The organism is Pseudomonas umsongensis, from assembly GCF_012647205.1.
GTDB lineage: Bacteria > Pseudomonadota > Gammaproteobacteria > Pseudomonadales > Pseudomonadaceae > Aquipseudomonas > Aquipseudomonas umsongensis.
In genome coordinates this window covers 3029227-3052126 of the sequence record NZ_CP051487.1, presented here as the reverse complement: position 1 = coordinate 3052126, position 22900 = coordinate 3029227, and the positions used below count along the sequence as shown (strand labels likewise).

The 22900-nt window shown below is 61.6% G+C and carries 25 protein-coding genes; 24 read left to right on the top strand and 1 reads right to left on the bottom strand.

Annotated features, from left to right (window positions below):
- The first annotated feature begins 81 nt into the window (after positions 1-81).
- From HGP31_RS13940 to HGP31_RS13875, 14 genes are all read left to right on the top strand, one after another.
- Entirely contained in the window at positions 82-1014 is a 933-nt protein-coding gene (locus tag HGP31_RS13940) for a 4-hydroxyproline epimerase (protein WP_168757974.1), read from the top strand.
- The gene (locus tag HGP31_RS13935) at positions 1011-2126 is read left to right on the top strand and encodes an NAD(P)/FAD-dependent oxidoreductase (RefSeq protein WP_168757973.1); all 1116 of its coding nucleotides are present in this window, start codon (positions 1011-1013) and stop codon (positions 2124-2126) included. Before HGP31_RS13940 ends, HGP31_RS13935 begins: the two co-directional genes overlap by 4 nt.
- Positions 2119-2355, top strand: coding sequence for a 2Fe-2S iron-sulfur cluster-binding protein (locus HGP31_RS13930; RefSeq protein ID WP_083348931.1), 237 nt, complete (start codon positions 2119-2121; stop codon positions 2353-2355). The genes HGP31_RS13935 and HGP31_RS13930 overlap by 8 nt, the downstream gene beginning before the upstream one ends.
- A complete protein-coding gene (locus tag HGP31_RS13925) occupies positions 2352-3608 on the top strand; it encodes an NAD(P)/FAD-dependent oxidoreductase (protein ID WP_168757972.1) in 1257 nt (418 codons plus the stop codon). Before HGP31_RS13930 ends, HGP31_RS13925 begins: the two co-directional genes overlap by 4 nt.
- Positions 3609-3682: 74 nt before the next feature.
- Positions 3683-4432: an AraC family transcriptional regulator gene (locus tag HGP31_RS13920; RefSeq protein WP_020797786.1), complete on the top strand. Its 750-nt coding sequence runs from the start codon at positions 3683-3685 to the stop codon at positions 4430-4432.
- Between the two features lie 228 nt (positions 4433-4660).
- Positions 4661-5479, top strand: a complete 819-nt coding sequence (locus HGP31_RS13915) for an ABC transporter substrate-binding protein (RefSeq protein ID WP_033043154.1) — start codon at positions 4661-4663, stop codon at positions 5477-5479.
- Between the two features lie 10 nt (positions 5480-5489).
- Positions 5490-7268: a cis-3-hydroxy-L-proline dehydratase gene (lhpI, locus tag HGP31_RS13910; protein ID WP_168757971.1), complete on the top strand. Its 1779-nt coding sequence runs from the start codon at positions 5490-5492 to the stop codon at positions 7266-7268.
- On the top strand, positions 7261-7926 hold the full coding sequence (locus HGP31_RS13905; RefSeq protein ID WP_020797783.1) for an amino acid ABC transporter permease: 666 nt from the start codon (positions 7261-7263) through the stop codon (positions 7924-7926). Before lhpI ends, HGP31_RS13905 begins: the two co-directional genes overlap by 8 nt.
- Before the next feature lie 10 nt (positions 7927-7936).
- On the top strand, positions 7937-8587 hold the full coding sequence (locus HGP31_RS13900) for an amino acid ABC transporter permease (RefSeq protein WP_020797782.1): 651 nt from the start codon (positions 7937-7939) through the stop codon (positions 8585-8587).
- Complete coding sequence (locus HGP31_RS13895) at positions 8580-9302, top strand: amino acid ABC transporter ATP-binding protein (protein WP_020797781.1); 723 nt, start codon at positions 8580-8582, stop codon at positions 9300-9302. Before HGP31_RS13900 ends, HGP31_RS13895 begins: the two co-directional genes overlap by 8 nt.
- A 134-nt stretch (positions 9303-9436) precedes the next feature.
- Positions 9437-10465, top strand: coding sequence for a trans-3-hydroxy-L-proline dehydratase (locus tag HGP31_RS13890; RefSeq protein WP_020797780.1), 1029 nt, complete (start codon positions 9437-9439; stop codon positions 10463-10465).
- Positions 10466-10590: 125 nt separating this feature from the next.
- Positions 10591-11508, top strand: a complete 918-nt coding sequence (locus HGP31_RS13885; protein WP_020797778.1) for a dihydrodipicolinate synthase family protein — start codon at positions 10591-10593, stop codon at positions 11506-11508.
- A gap of 71 nt (positions 11509-11579) precedes the next feature.
- Positions 11580-12974: a fosfomycin efflux MFS transporter AbaF gene (gene abaF, locus HGP31_RS13880; protein WP_033043156.1), complete on the top strand. Its 1395-nt coding sequence runs from the start codon at positions 11580-11582 to the stop codon at positions 12972-12974.
- A 144-nt stretch (positions 12975-13118) separates the two neighbouring features.
- Positions 13119-14699, top strand: a complete 1581-nt coding sequence (locus HGP31_RS13875; RefSeq protein WP_168757970.1) for an aldehyde dehydrogenase (NADP(+)) — start codon at positions 13119-13121, stop codon at positions 14697-14699.
- Between the two features lie 33 nt (positions 14700-14732).
- Here HGP31_RS13875 and HGP31_RS13870 read toward each other — a convergent pair whose 3' ends face one another.
- A complete protein-coding gene (locus tag HGP31_RS13870) occupies positions 14733-15740 on the bottom strand; it encodes an Ldh family oxidoreductase (protein ID WP_168757969.1) in 1008 nt (335 codons plus the stop codon).
- Between the two features lie 427 nt (positions 15741-16167).
- On the opposite strand from HGP31_RS13870, the gene HGP31_RS13865 reads away from it, so the two are divergent.
- The 10 genes from HGP31_RS13865 (at position 16168) to HGP31_RS13820 (ending at position 22887) form a co-directional block, all read left to right on the top strand.
- Positions 16168-16728 carry a lipid-binding SYLF domain-containing protein gene (locus tag HGP31_RS13865; RefSeq protein ID WP_033043418.1) on the top strand — a complete coding sequence of 187 codons (561 nt, stop codon included), beginning with the start codon at positions 16168-16170 and terminating at the stop codon, positions 16726-16728.
- 167 nt (positions 16729-16895) lie between these two features.
- A complete protein-coding gene (locus tag HGP31_RS13860; RefSeq protein WP_168757968.1) occupies positions 16896-18107 on the top strand; it encodes a patatin-like phospholipase family protein in 1212 nt (403 codons plus the stop codon).
- A gap of 39 nt (positions 18108-18146) precedes the next feature.
- Complete coding sequence (locus HGP31_RS13855; RefSeq protein WP_168757967.1) at positions 18147-18632, top strand: adenosine-specific kinase; 486 nt, start codon at positions 18147-18149, stop codon at positions 18630-18632.
- Positions 18633-18664: 32 nt separating this feature from the next.
- Entirely contained in the window at positions 18665-19402 is a 738-nt protein-coding gene (locus tag HGP31_RS13850; protein WP_033043420.1) for an AzlC family ABC transporter permease, read from the top strand.
- Complete coding sequence (locus HGP31_RS13845) at positions 19399-19725, top strand: AzlD domain-containing protein (protein ID WP_168757966.1); 327 nt, start codon at positions 19399-19401, stop codon at positions 19723-19725. Before HGP31_RS13850 ends, HGP31_RS13845 begins: the two co-directional genes overlap by 4 nt.
- Before the next feature lie 101 nt (positions 19726-19826).
- Positions 19827-20354, top strand: coding sequence for a Csu type fimbrial protein (locus tag HGP31_RS13840; protein WP_168757965.1), 528 nt, complete (start codon positions 19827-19829; stop codon positions 20352-20354).
- Between the two features lie 107 nt (positions 20355-20461).
- Entirely contained in the window at positions 20462-20992 is a 531-nt protein-coding gene (locus HGP31_RS13835) for a Csu type fimbrial protein (RefSeq protein WP_168757964.1), read from the top strand.
- Positions 20993-21012: 20 nt separating this feature from the next.
- Positions 21013-21549 (top strand): Csu type fimbrial protein, encoded by a 537-nt coding sequence (locus tag HGP31_RS13830; protein WP_168757963.1) that lies wholly within the window; start codon positions 21013-21015, stop codon positions 21547-21549.
- Between the two features lie 4 nt (positions 21550-21553).
- The gene (locus HGP31_RS13825; RefSeq protein WP_168757962.1) at positions 21554-22054 is read left to right on the top strand and encodes a Csu type fimbrial protein; all 501 of its coding nucleotides are present in this window, start codon (positions 21554-21556) and stop codon (positions 22052-22054) included.
- 44 nt (positions 22055-22098) lie between these two features.
- Positions 22099-22887, top strand: a complete 789-nt coding sequence (locus tag HGP31_RS13820; protein ID WP_168757961.1) for a fimbrial biogenesis chaperone — start codon at positions 22099-22101, stop codon at positions 22885-22887.
- The last annotated feature ends 13 nt before the right edge of the window (positions 22888-22900 follow it).

Genomic DNA, 22900 nt, shown 5'->3' with positions numbered 1-22900 from the left:
CGCAGGATAAAACCATCAAGCCGCCAAACCCTCGCACGGGCCACTCTTGCGTTCACTCATCTGAACGGACGTGGCCCTGTCATGAAACGCATCACCGTGATCGACTCCCACACTGGCGGCGAACCCACCCGCCTGGTGACCGGCGGTTTTCCCGACCTGGGTACCGGCAGCATGGCCGAACGGCTTCGGCGACTTGCTGAACACCATGATCAATGGCGCGCCGCCTGCGTACTCGAACCACGGGGCAGCGACGTGCTGGTCGGCGCATTGTTGTGTGAACCGGTCGACCCCGCTGCCTGCGCCGGAGTGATTTTCTTCAACAATACCGGCTACCTCGGCATGTGTGGCCACGGGACCATTGGCCTAGTGGCGTCGCTGGCACACCTGGGCAAGATCGGTCCGGGCGTGCACAGCATCGAAACACCGGTCGGCACCGTGCAGGCCACCTTGCACGACGACTACTCCGTCAGCGTGCGCAACGTGCCGGCCTATCGTTACCGCAAAGCCGTAGCCTTGCAGGTGCCGGGGATCGGCCAGGTGGTTGGCGATATCGCCTGGGGGGGCAATTGGTTTTTCCTGATCGCCGAACATGGCCTGCGGATCGACAGTGACAACCTGGAGACGTTGACCGCTTACACCTACGCCGTGCAGCAAGCACTGGACATTCAGGGGATACGCAGTGAAGACGGCGGGTTGATCGACCACGTCGAACTGTTCGCCGATGACGCCCAGGCCGACAGCCGCAACTTTGTGCTCTGTCCCGGCAAGGCCTACGACCGTTCGCCTTGCGGCACCGGCACCAGTGCCAAGTTGGCGTGCCTGGCGGCCGACGGCAAATTGCAACCGGGACAGATCTGGCGTCAGGCAAGCGTGATCGGCAGCGAGTTCGAGGGCTCCTACGAACGTCATGGCGAGCGCATCGTACCGACCATTCGCGGCCGCGCTTTTATCAGTGCCGAAGCCAGCCTGATCATTGAACAGGCCGACCCGTTCGCCTGGGGCATTCGCCCATGAACCAAGGCCTGGTGGCCGATGTGATCGTGATCGGTGCAGGTATCATCGGCGCCGCTTGTGCCCAGACGCTGGCCCGGCGCGGCTTGCGCGTGCTGGTACTGGACGCTGGCCTGCACGGCGCGACAGCCGCTGGCATGGGCCACTTGCTGGTGCTCGATGACAACCCAGCCGAACTGGCCCTGAGCCAATACTCAGTGCAACGCTGGCGCGAACAGGCCCCGCAACTGCCCGAAAGCTGCTCTTATCGCAGCAATGGCACATTGTGGCTGGCGGCCAATGCCGAGGAAATGGCGGTGGCCCAAAGCAAACATATGAACCTTCAAGCCCGGGGCGTTACCTGCGAGCTGATCACCGGCAACGCCTTGCATGCCCGTGAGCCGGAATTGCGCGATGGCCTGGAGGGTGGTTTGTTGATCAACGGCGACGGCATTCTCTATGCCCCGGCGACCGCCAACTGGATGCTCGACACCCCCGGCATCGAACAACGGCGGGCACGGGTCAGCGAGGTCGATGGCAACCGCGTGCGACTCGATGATGGCCAGTGGTTGAACGCTGAAGCGGTCATTTTGGCCAACGGCATCCAGGCCAATGACTTGTGCCCCGAGTTGCCGATCGAACCGAAGAAGGGCCACCTGCTGATCACCGACCGCTACCCCGGCAAGGTCACCCACACGCTGGTGGAGCTGGGTTACGTCACCAGCGCCCACAATGCGACGGGACCGTCGACCGCCTGCAACATTCAGCCCCGCCCCACCGGGCAATTGTTCATTGGTGCTTCGCGACAATTCGGCACCACCGACCCGCAGGTCGAAGGTTGGATGCTCGCGAAAATGCTCAAGCGCGCCACCGAATACATGCCGGGCCTGGCTCAACTCAACGGTATCCGCGCCTGGACCGGTTTTCGCGCCGCCAGCCCGGACGGCCTGCCGCTGATTGGCCAGCACCCCAAACGCAAAGGCCTGTGGCTGGCGGTCGGGCACGAAGGACTGGGGGTCACCACGGCGCCCGGGACTGCCGATTTACTGGTCGCGCAATTGTTCAATGAGACGCCGCCTCTGGCGGTACAACCCTATCTGCCGCAACGTTTTCTCGAAGAGGCCGCCTATGCTTGATTTGATCATGGATGGCCGCGCGCTGAAGGTGGCCGCGGGCACGACGGTGGCTGCTGCACTGGCACTGGCCGGCGACGGTTGCAGTCGCACTGCCGTCAGCGGTCAGCGCCGCGCACCGCTGTGCGGCATGGGCATCTGCCAGGAATGCCGGGTGACCATCGACGGTCGCCGCCGACTGGCCTGCCAAACGCTATGCCAGCAAGGCATGCAAGTGCAGACCCGAGCATGAACGAATACGCCGACCTGCTGATCATCGGCGCTGGCCCCGCCGGCATGAGTGCCGCCCTCGCCGCAGCGTCCAGTGGCGCGCGCATTGTGGTGCTCGACGACAACCCGCTGCCGGGCGGCCAGATCTGGCGCGACGGGCCACAGGCCAGCCTGCCGAATCAGGCCCGGCAGATGCGCGAGCGCCTGCAGGCCAACAGCAATATCCGCCACCATGCCGGCACCCGTGTAATTGCCCTCGCTGGTGCCAAGCAATTGCTGGTGGAAGACGCCGACCGAGGCTGGTTGATCGGCTATGACAAACTGATTCTATGTACCGGTGCCCGTGAATTGCTGCTGCCCTTCCCCGGCTGGACGCTGCCAGGAGTGACCGGCGCGGGCGGACTTCAGGCGCTGATCAAGGGTGGCCTGCCCGTGCAGGACGAGCGTGTGGTGATCGCCGGCAGCGGTCCGTTGCTACTGGCCAGCGCGGCCACTGCGAAACACAACGGTGCCCAGGTGCTGCGCATCGCCGAGCAGGCCTCTGCGGTCGCGGTCGCAGGATTCGCCCTGCAACTGCCGCGCTGGCCGGGCAAGCTGGTGCAATCTTTCAGTCTGTTCGACCGTCATTACCGCACCGGCAGCCATGTCGTGGCGGCCTTGGGCAACGATCGGCTGGAAGCTGTGCGATTGCGGCATCGGGGCAAAATCGTCGAATTGGCGTGTGATCGCCTGGCCTGTGGTTTCGGCCTGATTCCCAACACCCAACTCGGTCAGGCCTTGGGCTGCGCGCTCGATGGCTCGGCGCTTGCCGTGGATGCCTGGCAAACCACGAGCCACACCGACCACTACGCCGCTGGCGAATGCACCGGTTTCGGCGGCAGTGAGCTGGCACTGGTTGAAGGGGCAATCGCCGGGCATGTGGCGGTGGGTAACACCGCGGCGGCACGGGATTTGTGGCCACGTCGCGCGCGCTGGCAGGGTTTCGCCAAGGCGTTGAACAGCGCCTTCAGCCTCGACCCGCAGCTCAAGTCGCTGGCGCAACCCGACACGCTGGTCTGTCGTTGCGAAGACGTACCCTACTCGGCACTGTCCGGGCACGTTGGCTGGCGCGAGGCCAAACTGGCCAGTCGCTGCGGCATGGGCGCCTGCCAGGGCCGGGTGTGTGGCGGTGCCTTGCAGTATCTGTTCGACTGGCAACCCACGGCGCCCCGGCCGCCGTTCAACCCGGCGCGCATCGAAACCCTGATGTGCCTGGATGACACGCCACCGGTGTAAACGCTCGCTTCGGGGTTTCGGGGGCGCTGCCGAGTCTTTATAGTCCCGGTAGTCGCCACCAGGCCCCTCTTGATATGTTCCCCTCACTCAATCATTTCAAACCCTGCGACCTGCCGACGCTGCTGAACAGTTTGCAGGCCATCGCGACGCTGCTCGATACCCTGACGGACGTGGTGTTTTTCATCAAGGACTGCGAGGCCCGCTACGTTTTCGTCAACCAGACCCTGGTCCGACGCTGTAGCTTCAAGCACAGTGACCAACTGCTGGGGCTGACAGCAGACCGTGTCTTCCCGGAGCGCTTTGGCCCGATTTACACCGAACAGGATCGACGGGTGTTGGCCACCGGACGCGAATTGGCCGACCAACTCGAACTGCACCTGTATTTCGGTAACCAGCCAGTCTGGTGCCTGACCCATAAACTCGCGCTGCGCGATGAACATGGGCAGATCGTCGGCCTGGCCGGCATTTCCCGTGACCTGCAGTTGCCCCAGTCCAACCACCCGGCGTTCCAGAAACTGGCAGCGGTGGACGCGCACATCCGTCGTCATTTTGCTCGACCTATCAGCCTTGCCGAACTGACGGCAATCGCGGGTTTTTCGGTTGCGCAACTCGAACGCCATTGCAAACGGGTGTTCCAGCTCACCCCACGGCAGATGATCCACAAGTCCCGGCTCGAAGAAGGTACGCGGTTGTTGCTGGAGAGCGACCTGCCCATCACCGAAATCGCCCTGCGCTGCGGCTACACCGACCACAGTGCTTTCAGCCGCCAGTTCCGTGCCCTCACCAGCCTTTCGCCCAGCCAGTTCCGCGATCGCGGTCGTTAAATGTTCCTTTAAGGGGCGCCCCGCACACAGGGTGCTCCCTTCTGTAACACCTGCCTGCCCGGCGGCACGACGCCGCTGCCCTGCTCCCGACTTGTAAACCGCCCTGACTCAAGGGCTGGAAAATATTTGCCGGTAAAAAGGCAAATCGGCACAACCGTTGCTATTGTTAATATCGTATACGAAATCCCCAATACGATATCTAACAGCACTTCCGACAACGAGGCCTCTATGAAAACCCCCGCATTTGCCGTAGCCCTCAGCGCTGTTCTCAGTACCACCTTCATCGCCACCGCACAGGCTGACAAACTCGACGACATCATCGGTTCCGGCAAGCTGCGCTGTGCCGTGACGCTGGACTTCCCGCCCATGGGTTTTCGAGATGCCAGCAACGCCCCGGCGGGTTTTGACGTGGACTATTGCACCGACCTGGCAAAGGTCCTCGGGGTCGAGGCCGAAGTGGTCGAAACACCCTTCCCGGACCGCATTCCGGCCCTGATATCCGGGCGGGCCGACGTGATTGTCGCCTCGACCTCCGACACCCTTGAGCGGGCCAAGACCGTCGGCCTGACCGTGCCGTACTTCGCCTTCCAGATGGTCGTCCTGACCCGCGACAACACCGGCATCAACAGTTTCGACGACATCAAGGGCAAGGCACTGGGCAACACCAGTGGCACCTATGAAGCCATTGCCCTGGAGAACGATGTGAAGAAATGGGGTACCGGTACCTTCCGTGCCTACCAGTCACAAAACGACACGCTGCTGGCGGTGGCCCAGGGTCATATCGACGCCACGGTGGTCACCAATACCGTCGCCGCCGCAACGATCAAGTCGGGTAAATACAAGAACCTGAAGATCGCCGGCAACGCGCCCTACACCATCGACTATGTATCCCTGGGTACCAAGCGCAACGAGTACGGCCTGCTCAATTACCTCAACCTGTTCGTCAACCAGCAGGTACGCAACGGTCGCTACAAGGAGTTGTTCACCAAATGGGTCGGCACCGAAATTTCGCCGAGCGACCTGACCGTGCCAAAGGTCTACTACTGAGGTGCCCGGCATGCCTAGGCCCACTTCTCTGACCGTTCGCAGCCTGGTCCCGGGCGCTGCCCAGGGTGCCCTGCTGTTTGCCGATGTCGGGTTGAGCTTCTGGGGCGGAGTCGACCCCTTGCGGGGTGAAATCATCGACCGTCACCATCCCCTCAGCGGCGAATACCTGACCGGTCGAGTGCTCGCCATCCCCAGTGGCCGCGGTTCGTGTACCGGCAGCAGTGTGCTGATGGAACTGATCAGCAACGGTCATGCGCCAGCCGCGCTGGTACTGGCCGAAGCCGATGAGATCCTGACCTTGGGCGTGCTGGTGGCACAAATGATTTTCGAGCGTTCGCTGCCGGTGCTCTGCATCGGCAGCGAGGCCTTCGCCGCCTTGCGCGGCAAGGCCTTTGCCCGAATCGACGGTGCCAGTCTGGCCGTGTTCGATCGCATCCCCGTCGACAACTGGCAGCCATCCGAAACGCCGATCCAGATTCGCGATACCAGCACAGCAATCGAACTCAGCGAGTTCGACCACGCGTTGCTTGACGGCGCGCATGGCAAAGCGGCGCAGATGGCTATGCAAATCGTCCTGCGCCTGGCCGAACTGCAAGGTGCCCAGCGTCTTATAGATGTTACCCAGGCGCACATCGACGGTTGCATTTACACCGGACCTGCGAGCCTGCGCTTTGCCCAACAACTGGTGCAATGGGGCGCGAAGGTTCGGATACCCACTACCCTCAATTCAATATCCGTAGACCAGCGTCGTTGGCGCGAGCTGGGCATCGACCCACTGCTCGGCGAGCCGGCCAGTGCCGTGGGCGACGCCTACATGGCCATGGGTGCACAGCTCAGTTTCACCTGTGCGCCCTATTTGCTCGACAGCGCACCGAAGGCCGGCGACCAGATCGTCTGGGCCGAATCCAACGCGGTGGTCTACGCCAACAGCGTGCTCGGCGCACGCACCCTGAAGTACCCCGACTACCTGGATATCTGCATCGCCCTGACCGGCCGCGCGCCCCTGATCGGCTGCCATCTGGACGCGCCACGCAAAGCCCGCTTGCGCGTTGAATTGCCGAAATTGGCTGAACTCGACGATGCGTTCTACCCCTTGCTCGGTTACCACATCGGCGCACTCGCGGGCAGCCGGATCCCGCTGATATTCGGCCTGGAACAACGCCAGCCAGACCTGGACGACTTGAAAGCCTTCGGCGCGGCGTTCGCCACCACGTCCGCCGCGCCGCTGTTCCACATCGCCGGGGTCACCCCCGAAGCACTCGACCCGGCGCAGGTACTGGAGCCGGATACTCCGCTGCCCGTGGCAACCATTCGCCTGGAGGACCTGCTGGTCAGTTGGCGTGAGCTCAACAGCGCCAGGGACAACCGCGTGGATGTGGTCTCGCTGGGTAACCCGCACTTCTCGCTCAGCGAGTTTGCCCGCTTGGCACAGCTGTGTCGCGACCGGGTCAAGCACCCCGAGGTGGTGCTCGCCATCACTTGCGGTCGTGCGGTGTTGGAGCAGGCCCGTGACGCCGGGTACATCGATGTCATTGAAACCTTCGGCGCCACGCTGGTGACCGATACCTGCTGGTGCATGCTCGGCGAACCGGTGATCCCGCGGGCCGCCACCACCTTAATGACCAACTCGGGCAAGTACGCCCATTACGCACCCGGCCTGGTGGGGCGCAACGTGCATTTCGCCAGCCTGGCCGAATGTGTCGATGCCGCCTGCACCGCCACCGCCAGCGGGCGTCTGCCGAGCTGGTTGCAACCTGCCTTGCCGATGGAGAACCGCTCGCATGTTTGACTACACCTTCCAATGGCGCACCGCGCTGCGCGCCTTGCCGGACATGCTCACCGGCGCGTGGGTTACGTTCGAGACCGCTGCGCTGTCGATGATTTTCGGTGTACTGATTGCCCTGGTCCTGACGGTCATGCGCGAAGCCAGGCACCCGCTGCTGCGTGGCATCGGCAACGGCTGGGTATCGATTGCCCGCAACACTCCGTCGCTGTTCCAGATTTACATCCTGTACTTCGGCCTCGGCTCACTGGGCCTGCATGTCAGCTCCTGGCTCGCGCTACTGGCCGGGATCACTTTCAACAACGCCGGTTATCTCGCGGAAAACTTCCGTGGCGGGCTCAAGGCGGTGCCCCACACCCAGGTACGTGCCGCGCGCTCACTCGGCATGAGTGCCTTCCAGACCTACCGCATGATCATCGTCCCGCAACTGCTACGAATCGTCTTCTATCCGCTCACCAATCAAATGGTGTGGGCGGTGCTGATGACATCGCTGGGGGTCATCGTCGGCCTTAACAATGACCTGACCGGAGTGACTCAGGAATACAACGTCAAGACCTTCCGCACCTTCGAATACTTCGCCATCGCAGCAGTGCTGTATTACCTGATTGCCAAGGCGATCGTCGCGGCAGCCCGGCTGATGGCCTGGCGGTTGTTCCGTTACTGAGGAGCTGTCCATGTTTTCCACCGAGTTTTCCTCCAATGACCTGTTGTTCCTGCTCGACGGCGCCTGGGTCACGCTGCAATTGACGTTCTGGGCGATCATTCTCGGTTCCATTGCAGGGCTGTTGTTCGGGTTGCTGCGCGCCCTGTTCCCACGGCTCAGCCTACCGCTGGCCTGGGTGCTGGACGTGTTTCGCAGCGTGCCGTTGCTGATCCAGTTCGTCCTGTTCAACTCGCTCAAAAGCATCGTCGGCCTGAACATCAGCGCCTTCAGCGTCGGTTGCATTGTGCTGGGGGTCTACACCGCGGCGTACTTTACCGAAATCGTGCGCGGCGGCGTGCTGTCGGTGCCGTTCACGGTGCGCCGCGCCAGTCGTTCGTTGGGCCTGAGCTTCCTGCAGGACCTGCGCTGGATCGTCCTGCCGATGGCCACTCGCGTGGCCTTTCCCGGCTGGCTGAACCTGGTGCTGGGCGTGATGAAGGACACCGCGCTGGTGATGTGGATCGGCATCGTCGAACTGCTGCGCGCCTCGCAAACCATCGTGACCCGCATCCAGGAACCGTTGGTGGTGCTATGCATCGCGGGCCTTATCTACTACGTCATGAGCCTGGTGGTCGCACGCCTGGGCGCTCGTCTGGAAAGAAGGTGGCAAGAAAATGATTGAGATCGAGAACGTACACAAATCCTTCGGCAATCTCGAAGTGGTCAAGGGAGTGAACCTCACGGTGAGCAAGGGCGAGGTGGTGTCAATCATCGGTGGCTCCGGTTCTGGCAAATCGACCTTGTTGATGTGCATCAACGGCCTGGAGCCAATCCAGAAAGGCAACATCCGGGTCGACGGCGTCGAGGTCCATCACAACGCCACCGACCTGAACCGCCTGCGGCAGAAGATCGGCATCGTGTTCCAGCAATGGAACGCTTTTCCGCATTTGACTGTGCTGGAGAACGTCATGCTGGCGCCGCGCAAAGTGCTGGGTAAAAGCAAGGCCTGCGCCGAGGAACTGGCGGTACGGCAGCTGACCCACGTGGGCCTGGGCGACAAACTCAAGACCTTCCCCGGCAAGCTGTCTGGCGGTCAGCAACAACGCATGGCCATCGCCCGCGCCCTGGCCATGTCACCGGACTACATGCTGTTCGACGAGGCCACCTCGGCTCTGGACCCACAGTTGGTCGGCGAAGTGCTGGATACGATGCGCATGCTCGCCGAGGACGGCATGACCATGGTGCTGGTGACTCACGAGATCCGTTTCGCGCGGGACGTGTCCGACCGCGTGGCGTTCTTTCGCAACGGTCTGGTGCATGAGATCGGCTCACCGGATCAGGTGATCGGCAATCCGGTGCATGCCGAGACGGCGGCGTTTCTCAAATCGGTGAAATAACCGGTGGCCCCTTCGCGAGCAGGCTCGCTCCCACAGGATCTGGTGGTGTACACACAATCACGAGCCAATCCATAAACCTGTGGGAGCGAGCCTGCTCGCGAAGGGGCCCGGACAGTCAACACAAGGAGCAGAGAATGCGTTCATCGAAAGTGATTCATGTAGTCAGTTGCCACGCCGAAGGTGAAGTCGGCGACGTCATTGTCGGCGGAGTCGCACCACCGCCCGGCGCCACGGTGTGGGAACAATCGCGCTGGATTGCCAAAGACGAAAACCTGCGCAACTTCGTACTCAACGAACCCCGGGGCGGAGTGTTCCGACACGTCAATCTGTTGGTGCCGGCCAAGGACCCGCGGGCGCAGATGGCCTGGATCATCATGGAGCCAGCGGACACGCCGCCGATGTCAGGCTCCAACTCATTGTGCGTGGCCACCGTGTTGCTCGACACCGGTATCGTGCCAATGACCGAACCGCAAACCCGGCTGGTGCTCGAAGCACCCGGCGGCCTGATCGAAGCCGTCGCCGATTGCCGTGATGGCAAGGTCGAACGGGTGGAAATCAAAAACGTGCCGTCCTTCGCCGATCGTCTCGATGCGTGGATCGAAGTGCAAGGTGTCGGCACGCTCAAGGTCGATACCGCCTACGGCGGCGACAGCTTTGTGATCGCCGATGCCCAGGACCTGGGGTTTTCAATCAGCCCCGATGAAGCGGCCGACCTGGTGGCGGTTGGGTTGAAAATCACCCGGGCCGCCAATGAGCAATTGGGCTTTGTCCATCCGCTGAACCCCGATTGGTCGCACATTTCCTTTTGCCAGATCGCCGCGCCCATCGTTCGTGAGCAGGGCATTGCCACGGGTGCCAATGCGGTGGTGATTCAACCGGGCAAGATCGACCGCTCGCCGACCGGCACTGGCTGCTCCGCGCGGATGGCCGTGTTGCAGGCCAAAGGCTTGATGGGCGTTGGGGACAGATTTATCGGTCGCTCGATCATCGGCTCAGCGTTCCACTGCCGCATTGACTCGCTGACCGAAGTGGCCGGGCGCCCTGCCATCTACCCGTGCATTTCCGGGCGGGCCTGGATTACCGGTACCCATCAATTACTGCTCGACCCAAGCGATCCGTGGCCACAAGGCTATCGACTGTCAGACACCTGGCCGGGTGCCTGAATGCTCAATCGCTGATCCCCGACCAACGGCCCGAAAAAAAACCCGAAAACGTAAACAAACCACTGGCTGATTTTTTTCACTTTCAATATCGTATACGAAATACAATAAACAATCTGGAGGCAACAATGAGCAAGCGTGTTAACTGGAGTGGCGTGTTCCCAGCGGTGACCACTCAATTCAACGATGACTTCTCCATCAACCTGGAAAAAACCCATGAGGTCATTTCCAACGTGATCCGCGACGGCGTATCAGGACTGGTGGTTTGCGGCTCGGTAGGCGAAAACACCTCGCTGAGTGCCGCCGAAAAAATTGCCGTGACCGAAGTCGCGGTCGCGGCCTCGGGCGGCCGTGTACCGGTGATTTGCGGCGTAGCCGAGTTCACCAGCGTGGAAGCGGCCAAGGTTGCTAACGCGGTACGTAGGGTCGGCGTCGATGGCGTGATGCTGATGCCGGCGCTGGTCTACGGTTCCAAGCCATTCGAAACCGCCGAGCATTACCGCTACGTAGCGAAAAACGCCGACGTGCCGCTGATGGTCTACAACAACCCGCCAATCTACAAAAACGACGTGACCCCGGACATCCTCATAGCCCTCGCCGACTGCGACAACGTGGTGTGCTTCAAGGATTCCTCGGGCGACACTCGCCGCTTCATCGACATTCGCAATGAAGTGGGAGACCGTTTCGTGTTGTTCGCCGGCCTCGACGACGTGGTGCTGGAAAGCCTCGCCGTGGGCGCTGAAGGCTGGGTGTCGGGCATGTCCAACGTATTCCCCAAAGAGGGCGAAACCATCTTCCGCCTGGCCAAGGCCGGACGCTATGCCGAAGCCATGCCGATCTACGAATGGCTGATGCCGATCCTGCACCTCGACGCCCGTGCCGACCTGGTGCAGTGCATCAAGCTGTGCGAAGCCATCGCCGGTCGCGGCAGCGCCCTGACCCGTCCGCCACGCCTGGCCCTGCCGGAAGCCGATCGCGTCTTTGTCGAGCAGATCATGGCCAAGGCCCTGGCAAACCGTCCGCACTTGCCGGACGTCGGTCTCTGAGTGATTGCCGGGTGGGTCTTCGCGGACCCGTCCCGGCTGCCTGTTTTTGCGCATCTACAGGAAACGCCAGCATGTCCAACGCTCAACACCCGTCTAGCGCAACCACACCCTCGGGACTCAAACGTGTCGTGGCCGCCGCCATGGCCGGCACCGTTGCCGAATGGTATGAATTCTTCCTTTATGGCACCGCTTCGGCACTGGTCTTCGGCCAGTTGTTCTTCCGCCAGACCGACAGCCCCATCGATGGCATCATCGCTGCCTTCGCCCTGTATGCCGTGGGCTTTCTCGCCCGTCCGCTGGGCGGGCTGGTGTTCGGTCACTACGGTGACAAGTACGGCCGCAAACGCCTGCTGCAATTAAGCCTGGTGGTGGTTGGCATCACCACCTTCCTGATGGGCTGCCTGCCCGGCTTCAACCAGATCGGCTATGCCGCGCCGGTGTTGCTGGTGCTGTTGCGGTTGATCCAGGGCTTCGCCTTTGGCGGCGAATGGGGCGGTGCGATCTTGCTGGTGTCCGAGCACTGCCCGGACAACCGTCGAGGCTTCTGGGCCAGTTGGCCACAAGCCGGTGTTCCAGCCGGCAACCTGGTGGCGACGGTTGCCCTGCTGCTGTTGTCGTCGAACCTGTCCGAGGAGCAATTCCTCGCCTGGGGCTGGCGCGTAGCATTCTGGTTCTCGGCCGTGGTGGTACTGATCGGCTACTGGATTCGCACCAGTGTCGATGACGCACCGATTTTCAAGGAGGCCCAGGCTCGTCAGGCGCAGACCAGGCATCAGCAACTGGGCGTGGTCGAAGTGCTGCGCCACCACTGGCGTTCGGTGCTGGTCGGTATCGGCGCGCGGTTTGCCGAGAACATCCTCTACTACACCGTCGTGACCTTCTCGATCACTTATCTGAAACTGGTGGTGCACAAGGACACGTCAGAGATTCTGTTGCTGATGTTCGGCGCTCACTTGCTGCACTTCTTCCTGATTCCGTTGATGGGTTATCTGTCGGATCTGGTCGGGCGCAAACCGGTTTACCTGGTGGGTGCAGTACTCACCGCGTTTTGGGGATTCGTCGGCTTCCCGATGATGGACACCGGCAACAATTGGCTGATCATGGCGGCCATCACCCTGGGCCTGGCCATCGAATCGATGACCTACGCGCCCTACTCGGCGCTGATGGCCGAGATGTTTCCGACCCACGTGCGCTACACCGCACTCTCGCTGTGCTACCAGGTGGCGCCGATCTTCGCGGGCTCGCTGGCGCCACTGATCGCGATCACCCTGCTCAACAAGTACCACAGCTCGACACCGATCGCGCTCTATCTGGTCGGCGCTTCGCTGATCTCCATCGTGGCCGTCGGGCTGACCCGGGAAACCCGTGGCAAATCGTTGCACACGGTGGATGCCGAGTCTGCTGCGCGGATTGCGGCGCTGGCCTCGCCTGCGACGACCCCACGTCGCGCCGACTCACTGGCGTAAACCCTGTAGGAGCGAGCATGCTCGCGATGGACGTCAACGATGACGCGTGCATTCTGGATTCACGCGGTGCCCTTGAGTGCCTCGCGAGCATGCTCGCTCCTACAGGGGAGTTGAATTACCCCTTTTTTGACAGGAGCCTTTTAGATGCCTGAGATCCTCGGTCACAACTACATCGGCGGTACACGCAGCGCCGACGGCAGCATCGCGCTGCGAAGCCATGATGCAAGTACTGGCGAAGCCCTGCCCTTCTCGTTCATGCAAGCCACCGCAGAAGAAGTGCACGCCGCCGCCCAGGCCGCCGCAGCCGCCTACCCGGCCTTTCGCAACCTGCCGGCCAGCCGCCGTGCGGAATTTCTCGAGGCCATCGCCACGCAACTGGACGCGCTTGACGAGGAGTTTGTCGCCCTGGTCACTCGCGAGACGGCACTGCCAACCGCTCGCATACAGGGTGAGCGTGCTCGCACCAGCGGCCAGATGCGCCTGTTCGCCCAAGTCCTGCGTCGTGGTGATTTCTACGGAGCGCGCATCGACCGCGCCTTGCCCGAACGCCAACCACTGCCACGGGTAGACCTGCGTCAGTATCGAATCGGTGTCGGCCCGGTCGCCGTTTTCGGCGCGAGCAATTTCCCCCTGGCGTTCTCCACCGCCGGTGGCGATACCGCTGCCGCCCTGGCCGCCGGTTGCCCGGTGGTGTTCAAGGCCCACAGTGGACATATGGCAACTGCCGAACGGGTGGCTGATGCGATCATTCGCGCCGCCGAGCAGACGGACATGCCCAAGGGCGTGTTCAACATGATCTACGGCTCCGGCGTGGGCGAAATCCTGGTCAAGCATCCGGCGATCCAGGCTGTTGGTTTCACCGGCTCACTCAAGGGCGGCCGTGCCCTGTGCGATATGGCCGCTGCAAGATCACAACCGATTCCGGTGTTCGCTGAAATGAGCAGCATCAACCCGGTCGTGGTGTTGCCTCAAGCCTTGCAGGTTCGTGGCGAAAAAATCGCCAGTGAGCTGGTGGCATCGGTGGTCCAGGGCTGCGGTCAGTTCTGTACCAATCCCGGCCTGGTCATCGGCATCTCGTCACCGCGATTCGATGCATTCATAGCGCTGCTCAGTGGTCTGATGAGCGAGCAACCGCCCCAGACCATGCTCAACGCCGGAACCCTTGCCAGCTATAAAAAAGCGCTACAGGCACTGCTCAGTCATCCAGGGGTGACCCACCTGGCCGGTCAAGAACAGCTGGGCAACCAGGCCCGACCACAACTGTTCAAGGCCGACGCCAGCCTGCTGCTCAAGAGTGATGCGCTGCTGCAGGAAGAGGTATTCGGCCCGACGACCGTGCTGGTTGAAGTCGCCAATGCGGGGGAACTGCAGCAAGTGTTGCAAAGCTTGCACGGTCAACTGACCGCCACGTTGATAGCAGAAACCATCGACCTGCAAATCTGCACAGGCGTCTTGCCGCTGCTGGAGCAGAAAGTCGGTCGTGTGCTGTTCAATGGCTACCCTACCGGCGTCGAAGTCTGCGATGCGATGGTACATGGCGGCCCCTACCCGGCCACTTCCGATGCTCGTGGCACCTCAGTCGGCACCCTGGCCATCGAGCGATTCCTGCGCCCGGTGTGCTACCAGAACTGCCCCGACACCTTGCTGCCCGAAGCGCTTCAGAACGCCAACCCACTGGGCCTCAATCGCCTGGTCGATGGCATCCTCCAGCGCCAGTCTCTGTAAACCGAACGGGCGCCATGGGCGCCCGTTTCCTTTTCAATCCAGCAGTGCCTGCAAATCCCTGTACAACGCCTCGGGAACCTGCACCCCCTCCACCAGGCTGCGCGCCCGCGACTCATAGCGTCGTTGCGAGGGCAAGCGCGCGCCCTGCCCTTCAATTCCCTGAAACAACGCTTCTGCCCTGGCCAGGTGTTCCTGGGTTGCATCGCCCAAAAAGCGCCGCGGATCCAGAGCAATGATCAGTTCGCCATGATAAGGCGATGACTTGCTGCCCGCGTCGTAAGCCAGTGATTCGGCGCTTGTCAAGTCACCAATCAACGGCCCGGCGATCAACTCCACCATCGCCGCGAGTGCCGATCCCTTGTGCCCGCCGAACGTCAGCATCGCGCCGCTGTCGAGCACCACGCTCGCATCGTTGCTCGGATGGCCTTGCCCATCCACTCCCCACCCTTCGGGGATCGCCTTGCCGGCTCGTCGATGCAGTTCGATATCGCCGCGAGCGATGGCGCTGGTGGCAAAGTCGAATACAAAAGGCTCTTGCCCGCCGCGCGGCCAGCCAAAGGCAATGGGATTAGTGCCGAACAGTGGTAAGTGCCCCCCGGCCGGCGCCACCCAGGCATGACTAGGATTACACGCCAGCGCGACCAGGCCGGTCTCCGTCAGTTGCTCGATCTCCACCCATAACGCGGAAAAATGCACACAGTGGTTGATCGCCAACGCGGCAATCCCGTTGGCACGGGTTTTCTCGGTCAACAGGGGGAGCCCCGCCTGAAACGCCAACTGCGAAAACCCGCCACCGGCATCCACCCGCACAATCGACGGCGCCTGGTCGATGACCCTCGGCTCGGCATCGGCCGACACCTTGCCCGCTCGCAGGGAATTGACACATCCAAGAATCCGGTACAACCCGTGAGAGGCGCAGCCATCACGCTCACCCGCGATGACCGTCGCCGCCACCGCTTGCGCATGGGCCAGATTAAAACCGTTGTGCAACAGGATCGATTCGGCCAGTTCACGGGCTTCGATCAGGGTCAGTCGAATCATGGTCATCTCCTGGGAAAGACCTGTCAGGGTGATCCGCTCGAAGCGACGAGGCTTGATGCCTTTTGATGCAGGAGGTGACGAAATCGGCATAGCCAAGGCACGCATACCCTGAGAACGGAAGGGTATCGTGCACGTCTGGAGGTCCGAGACGCGTTTCATGTGCAGGCGCGATCGCACGGCTCACGGCGGCGAGCACTGTAGGAGCGCCCCCCCCAGCAAAATGCTGACGCTGAACGCCGCCATCACTCAGTGGTCACAACAATTGATGGCATCGCAACTGATGTGGCCTCAAGCCTGCTTCCTTCAGCCGCGGCGCTTACAATTCACACATTCCTGGGCGCGCCGGATAACCTTCAGTGAGTTCAGTCCTTTCGACACAGGCGCTGACTGCTGCTGCCATCCAATGCTCCCTGATCGGAGTACGCACATGACTCAATCAATACGGTTATTCCTGACAACCGTGCTCGCGGTTGCAGCATTGGCATCGGCCAGTTTCCTGAACACTGCAGGTGCCGCCACCGCCGAGGATCTCAATACCGACTCCCGGCAAGCGTTGCAGACGCTCTACAAGACCAATCCCTTTTCCGAAACCATCTCGCACAAAGCCAAGGCCGTTCTGGTCTTTCCGAAAATCATCAAGGCCGGCCTGGTATTCGGCGGCAGCTACGGCGAAGGCGTGTTGATGAAGAGCTCGAAGGTCGTGGATTACTACAACTCCGTCAGCGGCTCCTGGGGACTGCAGGCAGGCGCCCAGTCATATGGCTATGTGGTTTTCCTGATGACCGACAAAGCGGTGAAATACATCACTGAAACCAAAGGCTGGGAAATCGGCGTAGGGCCAACCGTGGTCGTGGTGGATGAAGGGGTTGCCAAGAACCTGTCCAGCTCGACGCTGAAAGACGACGCGTACGCGTTCATCTTCGACCAACAGGGTCTGATGGCCGGCATCAGTATCGAAGGCACGAAGATTTCCCTGATCAAACGCTGAAGGGTGCGCGCCCAATGAGTTTTCTTATCATTTAAAGGAGCGCAGAATGAGCTACCTGGCGTTCGAATGACGTGTCTCGCCCAGTGGGCGTGCCAGTCATATCGGGCGCCATGGCCAAGGGACGATGAACTCGTTTGCTGTCGACTTTGGGGACTGGAGGAGGCGTTTTGAAACCATTCCCGCTCAAACCCGGCACCTCGACCCTGGACGTATTTCTTCAAGCGTGCCTGCCCCGCCGTGACGCTGTTCCGCCCACCTTGACGGAAAAAGCGGTCATCCCGGGCATTCCCGATGCTCGCTACAGGCTGGACCATGACCTGACGCCGTTCATCCAGGATGCGATTCAATCCAACAAACGTGAGAGCGAGGTGCTCGCCAAGGCCGGTAAGCCGAGCGATATCCTGCCGCCGGCCAGCATGCTGGCCGTTTCTGGTGGCGGCGATGCAGGCGCATTTGCAGCGGGACTGATTGCTGGATGGACCACCCATGGCACACGGCCAATCTTCAAGGTCGTCACGGGCATTAGTGCGGGTGCCCTGGTCGCCCCGTTCGCTTACCTGGGGCCGGAATACGACAGCGTGATCCGGCACGTCTGCAATGAAATCGGTCCAAAAGACATTTTTCATTCGCGAAACGTGCTGACCCGTCTTGCCAGCGACGGCATAGCGGACAGCAAGCCACTGTCGCGGCTCATTACAAAATACGTCACCGAGCAGATTGTGGCGGCGATCGCCGCACAATACGCCAAGGGCAGGATCCTGCTGATCGGCACCACTGACCTTGATGCAGGCCGACCCGTCACCTGGAACATGGGCGCCATTGCCGCAAGCCAGGCACCGGGAGCGCTCGACCTGTTTCGTAACATCATGATCGCGTCGATGAGCATTCCGGGTGCTGTCTCACCCGTGATGATCGATGTGGAGGTCGATGGCAAGCAGTTTCATGAAATGCACGTGGACGGCGGGGTCATCACTCAAGTGTTTCTTTACCCACCTGGCACGCTCGTGGGGCTCAACAGGGCCGCTGGCGTACCCTTGCGTCTCGAACGTCATTTCTATGTCATTCGCAACGGGACGCTGGAGCCGCAATGGTCCGGGACCAAGCGCCGTACATTGAGCATCGGCGGCCGAGCCATCAGTGCATTGATTCAAACCCAGGGAATCAGCGACCTGGAGCGAATCTACCGCATGGCGCAGCAGGATGGAGCGCATTTCAACCTGGCGTACATCGGCTCTGACTTTAACGTTGCGCGCACTCAAAAATTCGATGGAGAGTACATGAAGCGGTTGTTCGATTACGCCTTTCAACTCAGCGCGAAGGGCTATGAGTGGCACAAATCACCGCCCTCGCAAAACCCCAGGCTACGAACCCATCGCTGAAAAGCTCTGCCAGCAACTTCGTGAAAGGAGGCGATTGAGATGCAACTCATCACGTTGAAAATCGAAAAGCCGGAAGATACGAACTTCATCCTGGGTCAGACGCACTTCATCAAGTCGGTCGAGGATATCCACGAAGCATTGGTCAATGCCGTGCCGGGTATCCGTTTTGGCGTGGCCTTTTGCGAGGCCTCGGGCGAATGCCTGGTGCGATGGTCCGGCACCGATACCGCCATGATTGAACTTGCACAGAAAAATGCCAAGGCCATCGGCGCAGGCCATAGTTTCATCATCTTCCTGGGTGACGGTTTTTATCCGCTGAACGTATTGAACAGCGTAAAAACGGTGCCAGAGGTATGCCGCATTTTTTGTGCGACAGCCAATCCGACTGAAGTGATTCTCGCCGAGACGGATCAAGGGCGAGCAATCCTGGGCGTAGTGGATGGCTTCTGCGCCAACGACATTGAAGGCGACGCCGACATCCTGTGGCGCAAGAACCTGTTGCGGCAGATTGGCTACAAGCAGTGAATTGCACTCGGCCCCACTTTCAAGGAATTCAAATGAACTATCGAAGTGGGACACATGCCTTCCTGCACGGTGCTCACACCGCGTCCCCGTTTACTACCGGGGTCATTCCCTTCGGCCTGATCGCTGGCGTCAGCGCTGCCGGGATGGGGATGTCACTCACCAGTTCCATGGGCATGACGCTGCTTTTCTACTCCGGGTCGGCGCAGATTGCCGTGCTGCAGTTAATGCAAAATGGCGCCCTGCCAGTGACCATGGTGGTCACCGCACTGGTGATCAATCTTCGCTTCCTGATGTACAGCGCATCGTTGGCGCCCCACCTGCACCACTTGCCCCGAAGCAAGACCTGGCCCATGTCCTATCTGCTCGCCGACCAGGTGTTTGCGTTGTTCAGCCTGCGATCGGCCTGTGGCGACCTGGGACGATACGCTTTTCACTACTACACCGGGGCGGCGCTCACGATGTGGCTTGGCTGGAATCTTGCGGTGCTGACGGGCGTCATCCTGGGCGCGCGCATCCCCGAAGCGTGGTCATTGGGCTTTGCGATTCCGCTGTCATTCCTGGCGCTGCTGATCCCCAGCATCCGCAATGCTGCAACGCTCTGTGCCGCCGTGGCGGGAGGTGCGCTGGCGGTGCTGGCAGTCGATTTACCCTACAACCTGGGCATGCTGACGGCCTCCCTTGGCGGGGTCCTGGTCGGGCTGACCGTCGAGCACCTGCGAAAAGACCACGGCAGCGAACATAACAATGACGCCGAACAGGAGGCTACATGAGCGAGCTTTCCCAGTGGGGCCTGTTCCTGTTGATCGGCGCCGGCACCTTCGCTATTCGTCTGTCGTTTATCGAGTTTTATGGCAGCTTGCGCATTCCACCGCTGCTGCGCCGCGCCTTGCTGTACGTACCGGCGAGCGTGTTGGCGGCGCTGGTTGTGCCGGCGGTGGTGCTACCGGATCGACACGCGGCGTTTGACTGGAGCAATCCACAAATTCCCGCGGCGCTACTTGCAGCCCTGGTTGCCTGGCGAACAAAAAGTACCTTGCTGACGCTGGCGGTCGGGATGGGCGCATTGTGGGCACTGAAGTATTGGGGCGTGTAGAAAACAGCGCTTTATGGATCCAATTTGCCCCGATCACTGGCGATTTCCCCGTGCATTGCTAACCTCAGTCCTACAAGACATCCCTCACAAGGAGTGGGGCCGTGGATGGACGAGTGAAATTGGCAGTCTTGAGCGTAGGGCTCAGTGCAACCCTGTCGGCCGCAGAACTCCAGGTGCAGGTGCGGGTCGATGTGCAACGTGGCTGCCAACTGGTCGGGCAACAACGCACCGCGGGTGTCGAGCAATTGGGCGTGCTGGACTTCGGCAGCAGCGCACGCCTGGACGATCCTGCGGGGCCGCTCGGGGCGGCCCTGATGAACGAGCGCCTGCCAAGGCTCGAATGCAATCCCGATACCCCTTATCAACTACGCGTCGATGGCGGCCTGCACGGTGGCGTCGGCGACGTTCGTTACATGGCTGGTAGCGCCGAACACAGCAAGCCCATTCCTTATCGACTCTATCAAGACCCGGCACGGCGAATTCCGCTGGCGGTGGATGTGCCGGTGAGCGGTCGCGTGCCGGATACCGGCTCGGTGGATTTGCCGTTGTACGCCCGCATCGAACCCTTGGCACAGATACCCAAGGTCAGTCGCTATTCAGACCTGGTGAAGGTGACGCTCACCTGGTAATCGCATGAGCAATCAACAACCCAGGCGAAGTCCGGGTTGTGCAGGGAAGGAGGCGTTCGTGAGCGAACGACCGTATGTTTAATCCTGAAGGAATTGGGATCGGTGGCATGACCAGGTTCTGGAAGATTTTCGCCGTGGGCGCGTTGTTACTGTTGTCCGGTGTCGCACAAGCGGCCGCCAGCGGGCAGATCCAGGCGCGGCTGACCCTTATCGCCGGCTGCGAAGTGACTAACGGCGGCAATCCCGACAGCCCGGTCAGCGACTTCGGCACCCTTGATTTCGGTCAGCAAGGCCCGACCTGGAACAACCCGATCAAGGCGCGTATCGGTAACCAGGCCAGCGGCAAATTGAACGTGGCCTGCAACCCTTCCGTCACGGGCTTCACCGTCACCATCGATGGCGGCACCCATGGCGACGGCACCACCCGGCGCTTGAGCAACGGCCGCCGGACCATCGCTTACCAATTGTTCCTCGATGCCTCCGGCAACCGCAGCTACAGCATCGGCCAACAACACAATTTCGCTGTCACCAGCGGGGCGCAGATACCGATTCCGGTATTTGGCTCGGTGGTGGCGAACACCCGCGCGTTACCCGCCGGTATCTACACCGACACCCTGACGGTAACGCTCGACTGGTAACCCCGTAGAGGACGGACACCATGCGCACGCTTGCATCAAGGATAGGTTTGTCATTGCTTGGCCTGACGCTGGCGTCCGGCGCCCAGGCTGCCACCACCGTCACCGGCCAGATCACCTCCAGCCTGGTCCTGATCAGCAGTTGCCAGGTCAACGGGGGTGGCGGTTCCACCAATCTGAACTTCGGTGCCCTGAACTTCGGCACCGCCAACAGCCTGTTCACCACCGCCACCGGGCAAGTGCTGGGTGGAGGCGGCGGAGCGCTGTCGATTCTGTGCTCGGCTGGGACCACGCCAACGGTCAAGGTGCGCGCCGGGGCCCACGATGGCCAATCCGAGGGCGGGACCCGGGCGTTGTACGACGGAGTGGCCAACTATGTGCCGTACGACCTGTACACCGATGCCGGACACTCGCAGATCCTGGCGATTGACGGGGTAATCAACCTCGCCGCCAGCACCGGCGTGGCGCAGACCGTGAACATCTACGGCCAAGCGGTGGGCAAGGCCGGTTTGCCGGCGGGCACCTACACCGACACGATTTCTGTCGAACTGACGTTCTAGCGCCATGCGCCGGTATGGCTGTGCATGGTTGCTCCTACTGGGTGCAGGTGTTTTGCCGCTGCCGCTCACGGCGGCGACCAGCCAGAGCTTCCAGGTCAGCGCCACGGTGACGGCCGGCTGCTTGATCGTCGGCGGCGTCTCCACTTACGGCAGCCTGAATTTCGGCAACCGCTCGGCGCTCGCCACGGACACGGTGCAAGTCGCACTGACCGGGGGCGTGCAGTTGCAATGCACGCCGGGCGTGACGTTGAACATGAGCGTCGATGGCGGACAGTACAACAGCGGTGGCCGCCACATGCAGTTGACCAGCGGCAGCAACCGGGTGGCGTATCAACTGTTTCGCGATGCGGCCTACAGCCAGACCCTGGGGATCGGGCAAAGCGTGGCGGTGTCGTATAGCGATGCGAACAACATCAGCCTGCCGATTTACGGCCAGGTGCAGTTACCGGGCAATCAACCCGGGGGGACGTACGGCGACGTGCTGCAAGTGCAGTTGTCGTGGTGACGGGGCCAACGGATCAAGCCGCAGGGGCAAAAAGGAGCAGGCACATGTATTCACCTTCGCGACGGCGGTTGGTCGTCAGTCATATGCTGTTGGCACTGCTGTGGTTGGGGGCAACCAAGGTGCAGGCAGCCAGTTCGGTGCTGATCTGGCCGATCGATCCGGTGCTGGAGGCCGATCAACAGGCCAGTGCCTTGTGGCTGGAAAATCGCGGCAGCGAGACCGCCAATCTGCAGATACGCGTGTTTTCCTGGAGCCAGAGCGGCTTCAGCGATCAATACCAGAACCAGCGTGACGTGATCGGCAGCCCTCCGGTGGCGAAGATCGAACCGGGCCAGAAACAACTGGTGCGCCTGACCCGCACGCGGGAAATCCCGCCGGGTCAGGAACTGGCGTACCGCATCATCATCGATGAAATTCCCTCGGCGAAACCGCCCGCGGCGGACGACGGCAAGACGGCGGCGGCGATTCGCTTTCAGATGCGCTACTCGGTGCCGTTGTTCGCCTATGGCGCGGGTCTGTGGAGCAAGGAAGACACCACCCGCCAGCGCGATCCGAAAGGCGTCGGCCTGCCGGACTTGAGCTGGCGCACGGTGGCCGTGGACGGCCGTCCTTATGTCGAGGTGCGCAACCAGGGCGCGGTTCATGCGCGCCTGACCGATGTGGCTCTCAAGCAAGGCAGCCAGACCCGGCCGTTGGTGGACGGATTGCTGGGGTATGTGTTGCCCGGGGCGATCATGCGCTGGCCCGCACCCGGCCCGATGGCTGGCGACCCGGCGTTGCAGGTGCGGGTCAATGGTGCGCCGCAGGTGCAGAGTATTGCGCCGGCACGCTGAGGTCGTAGTGCTG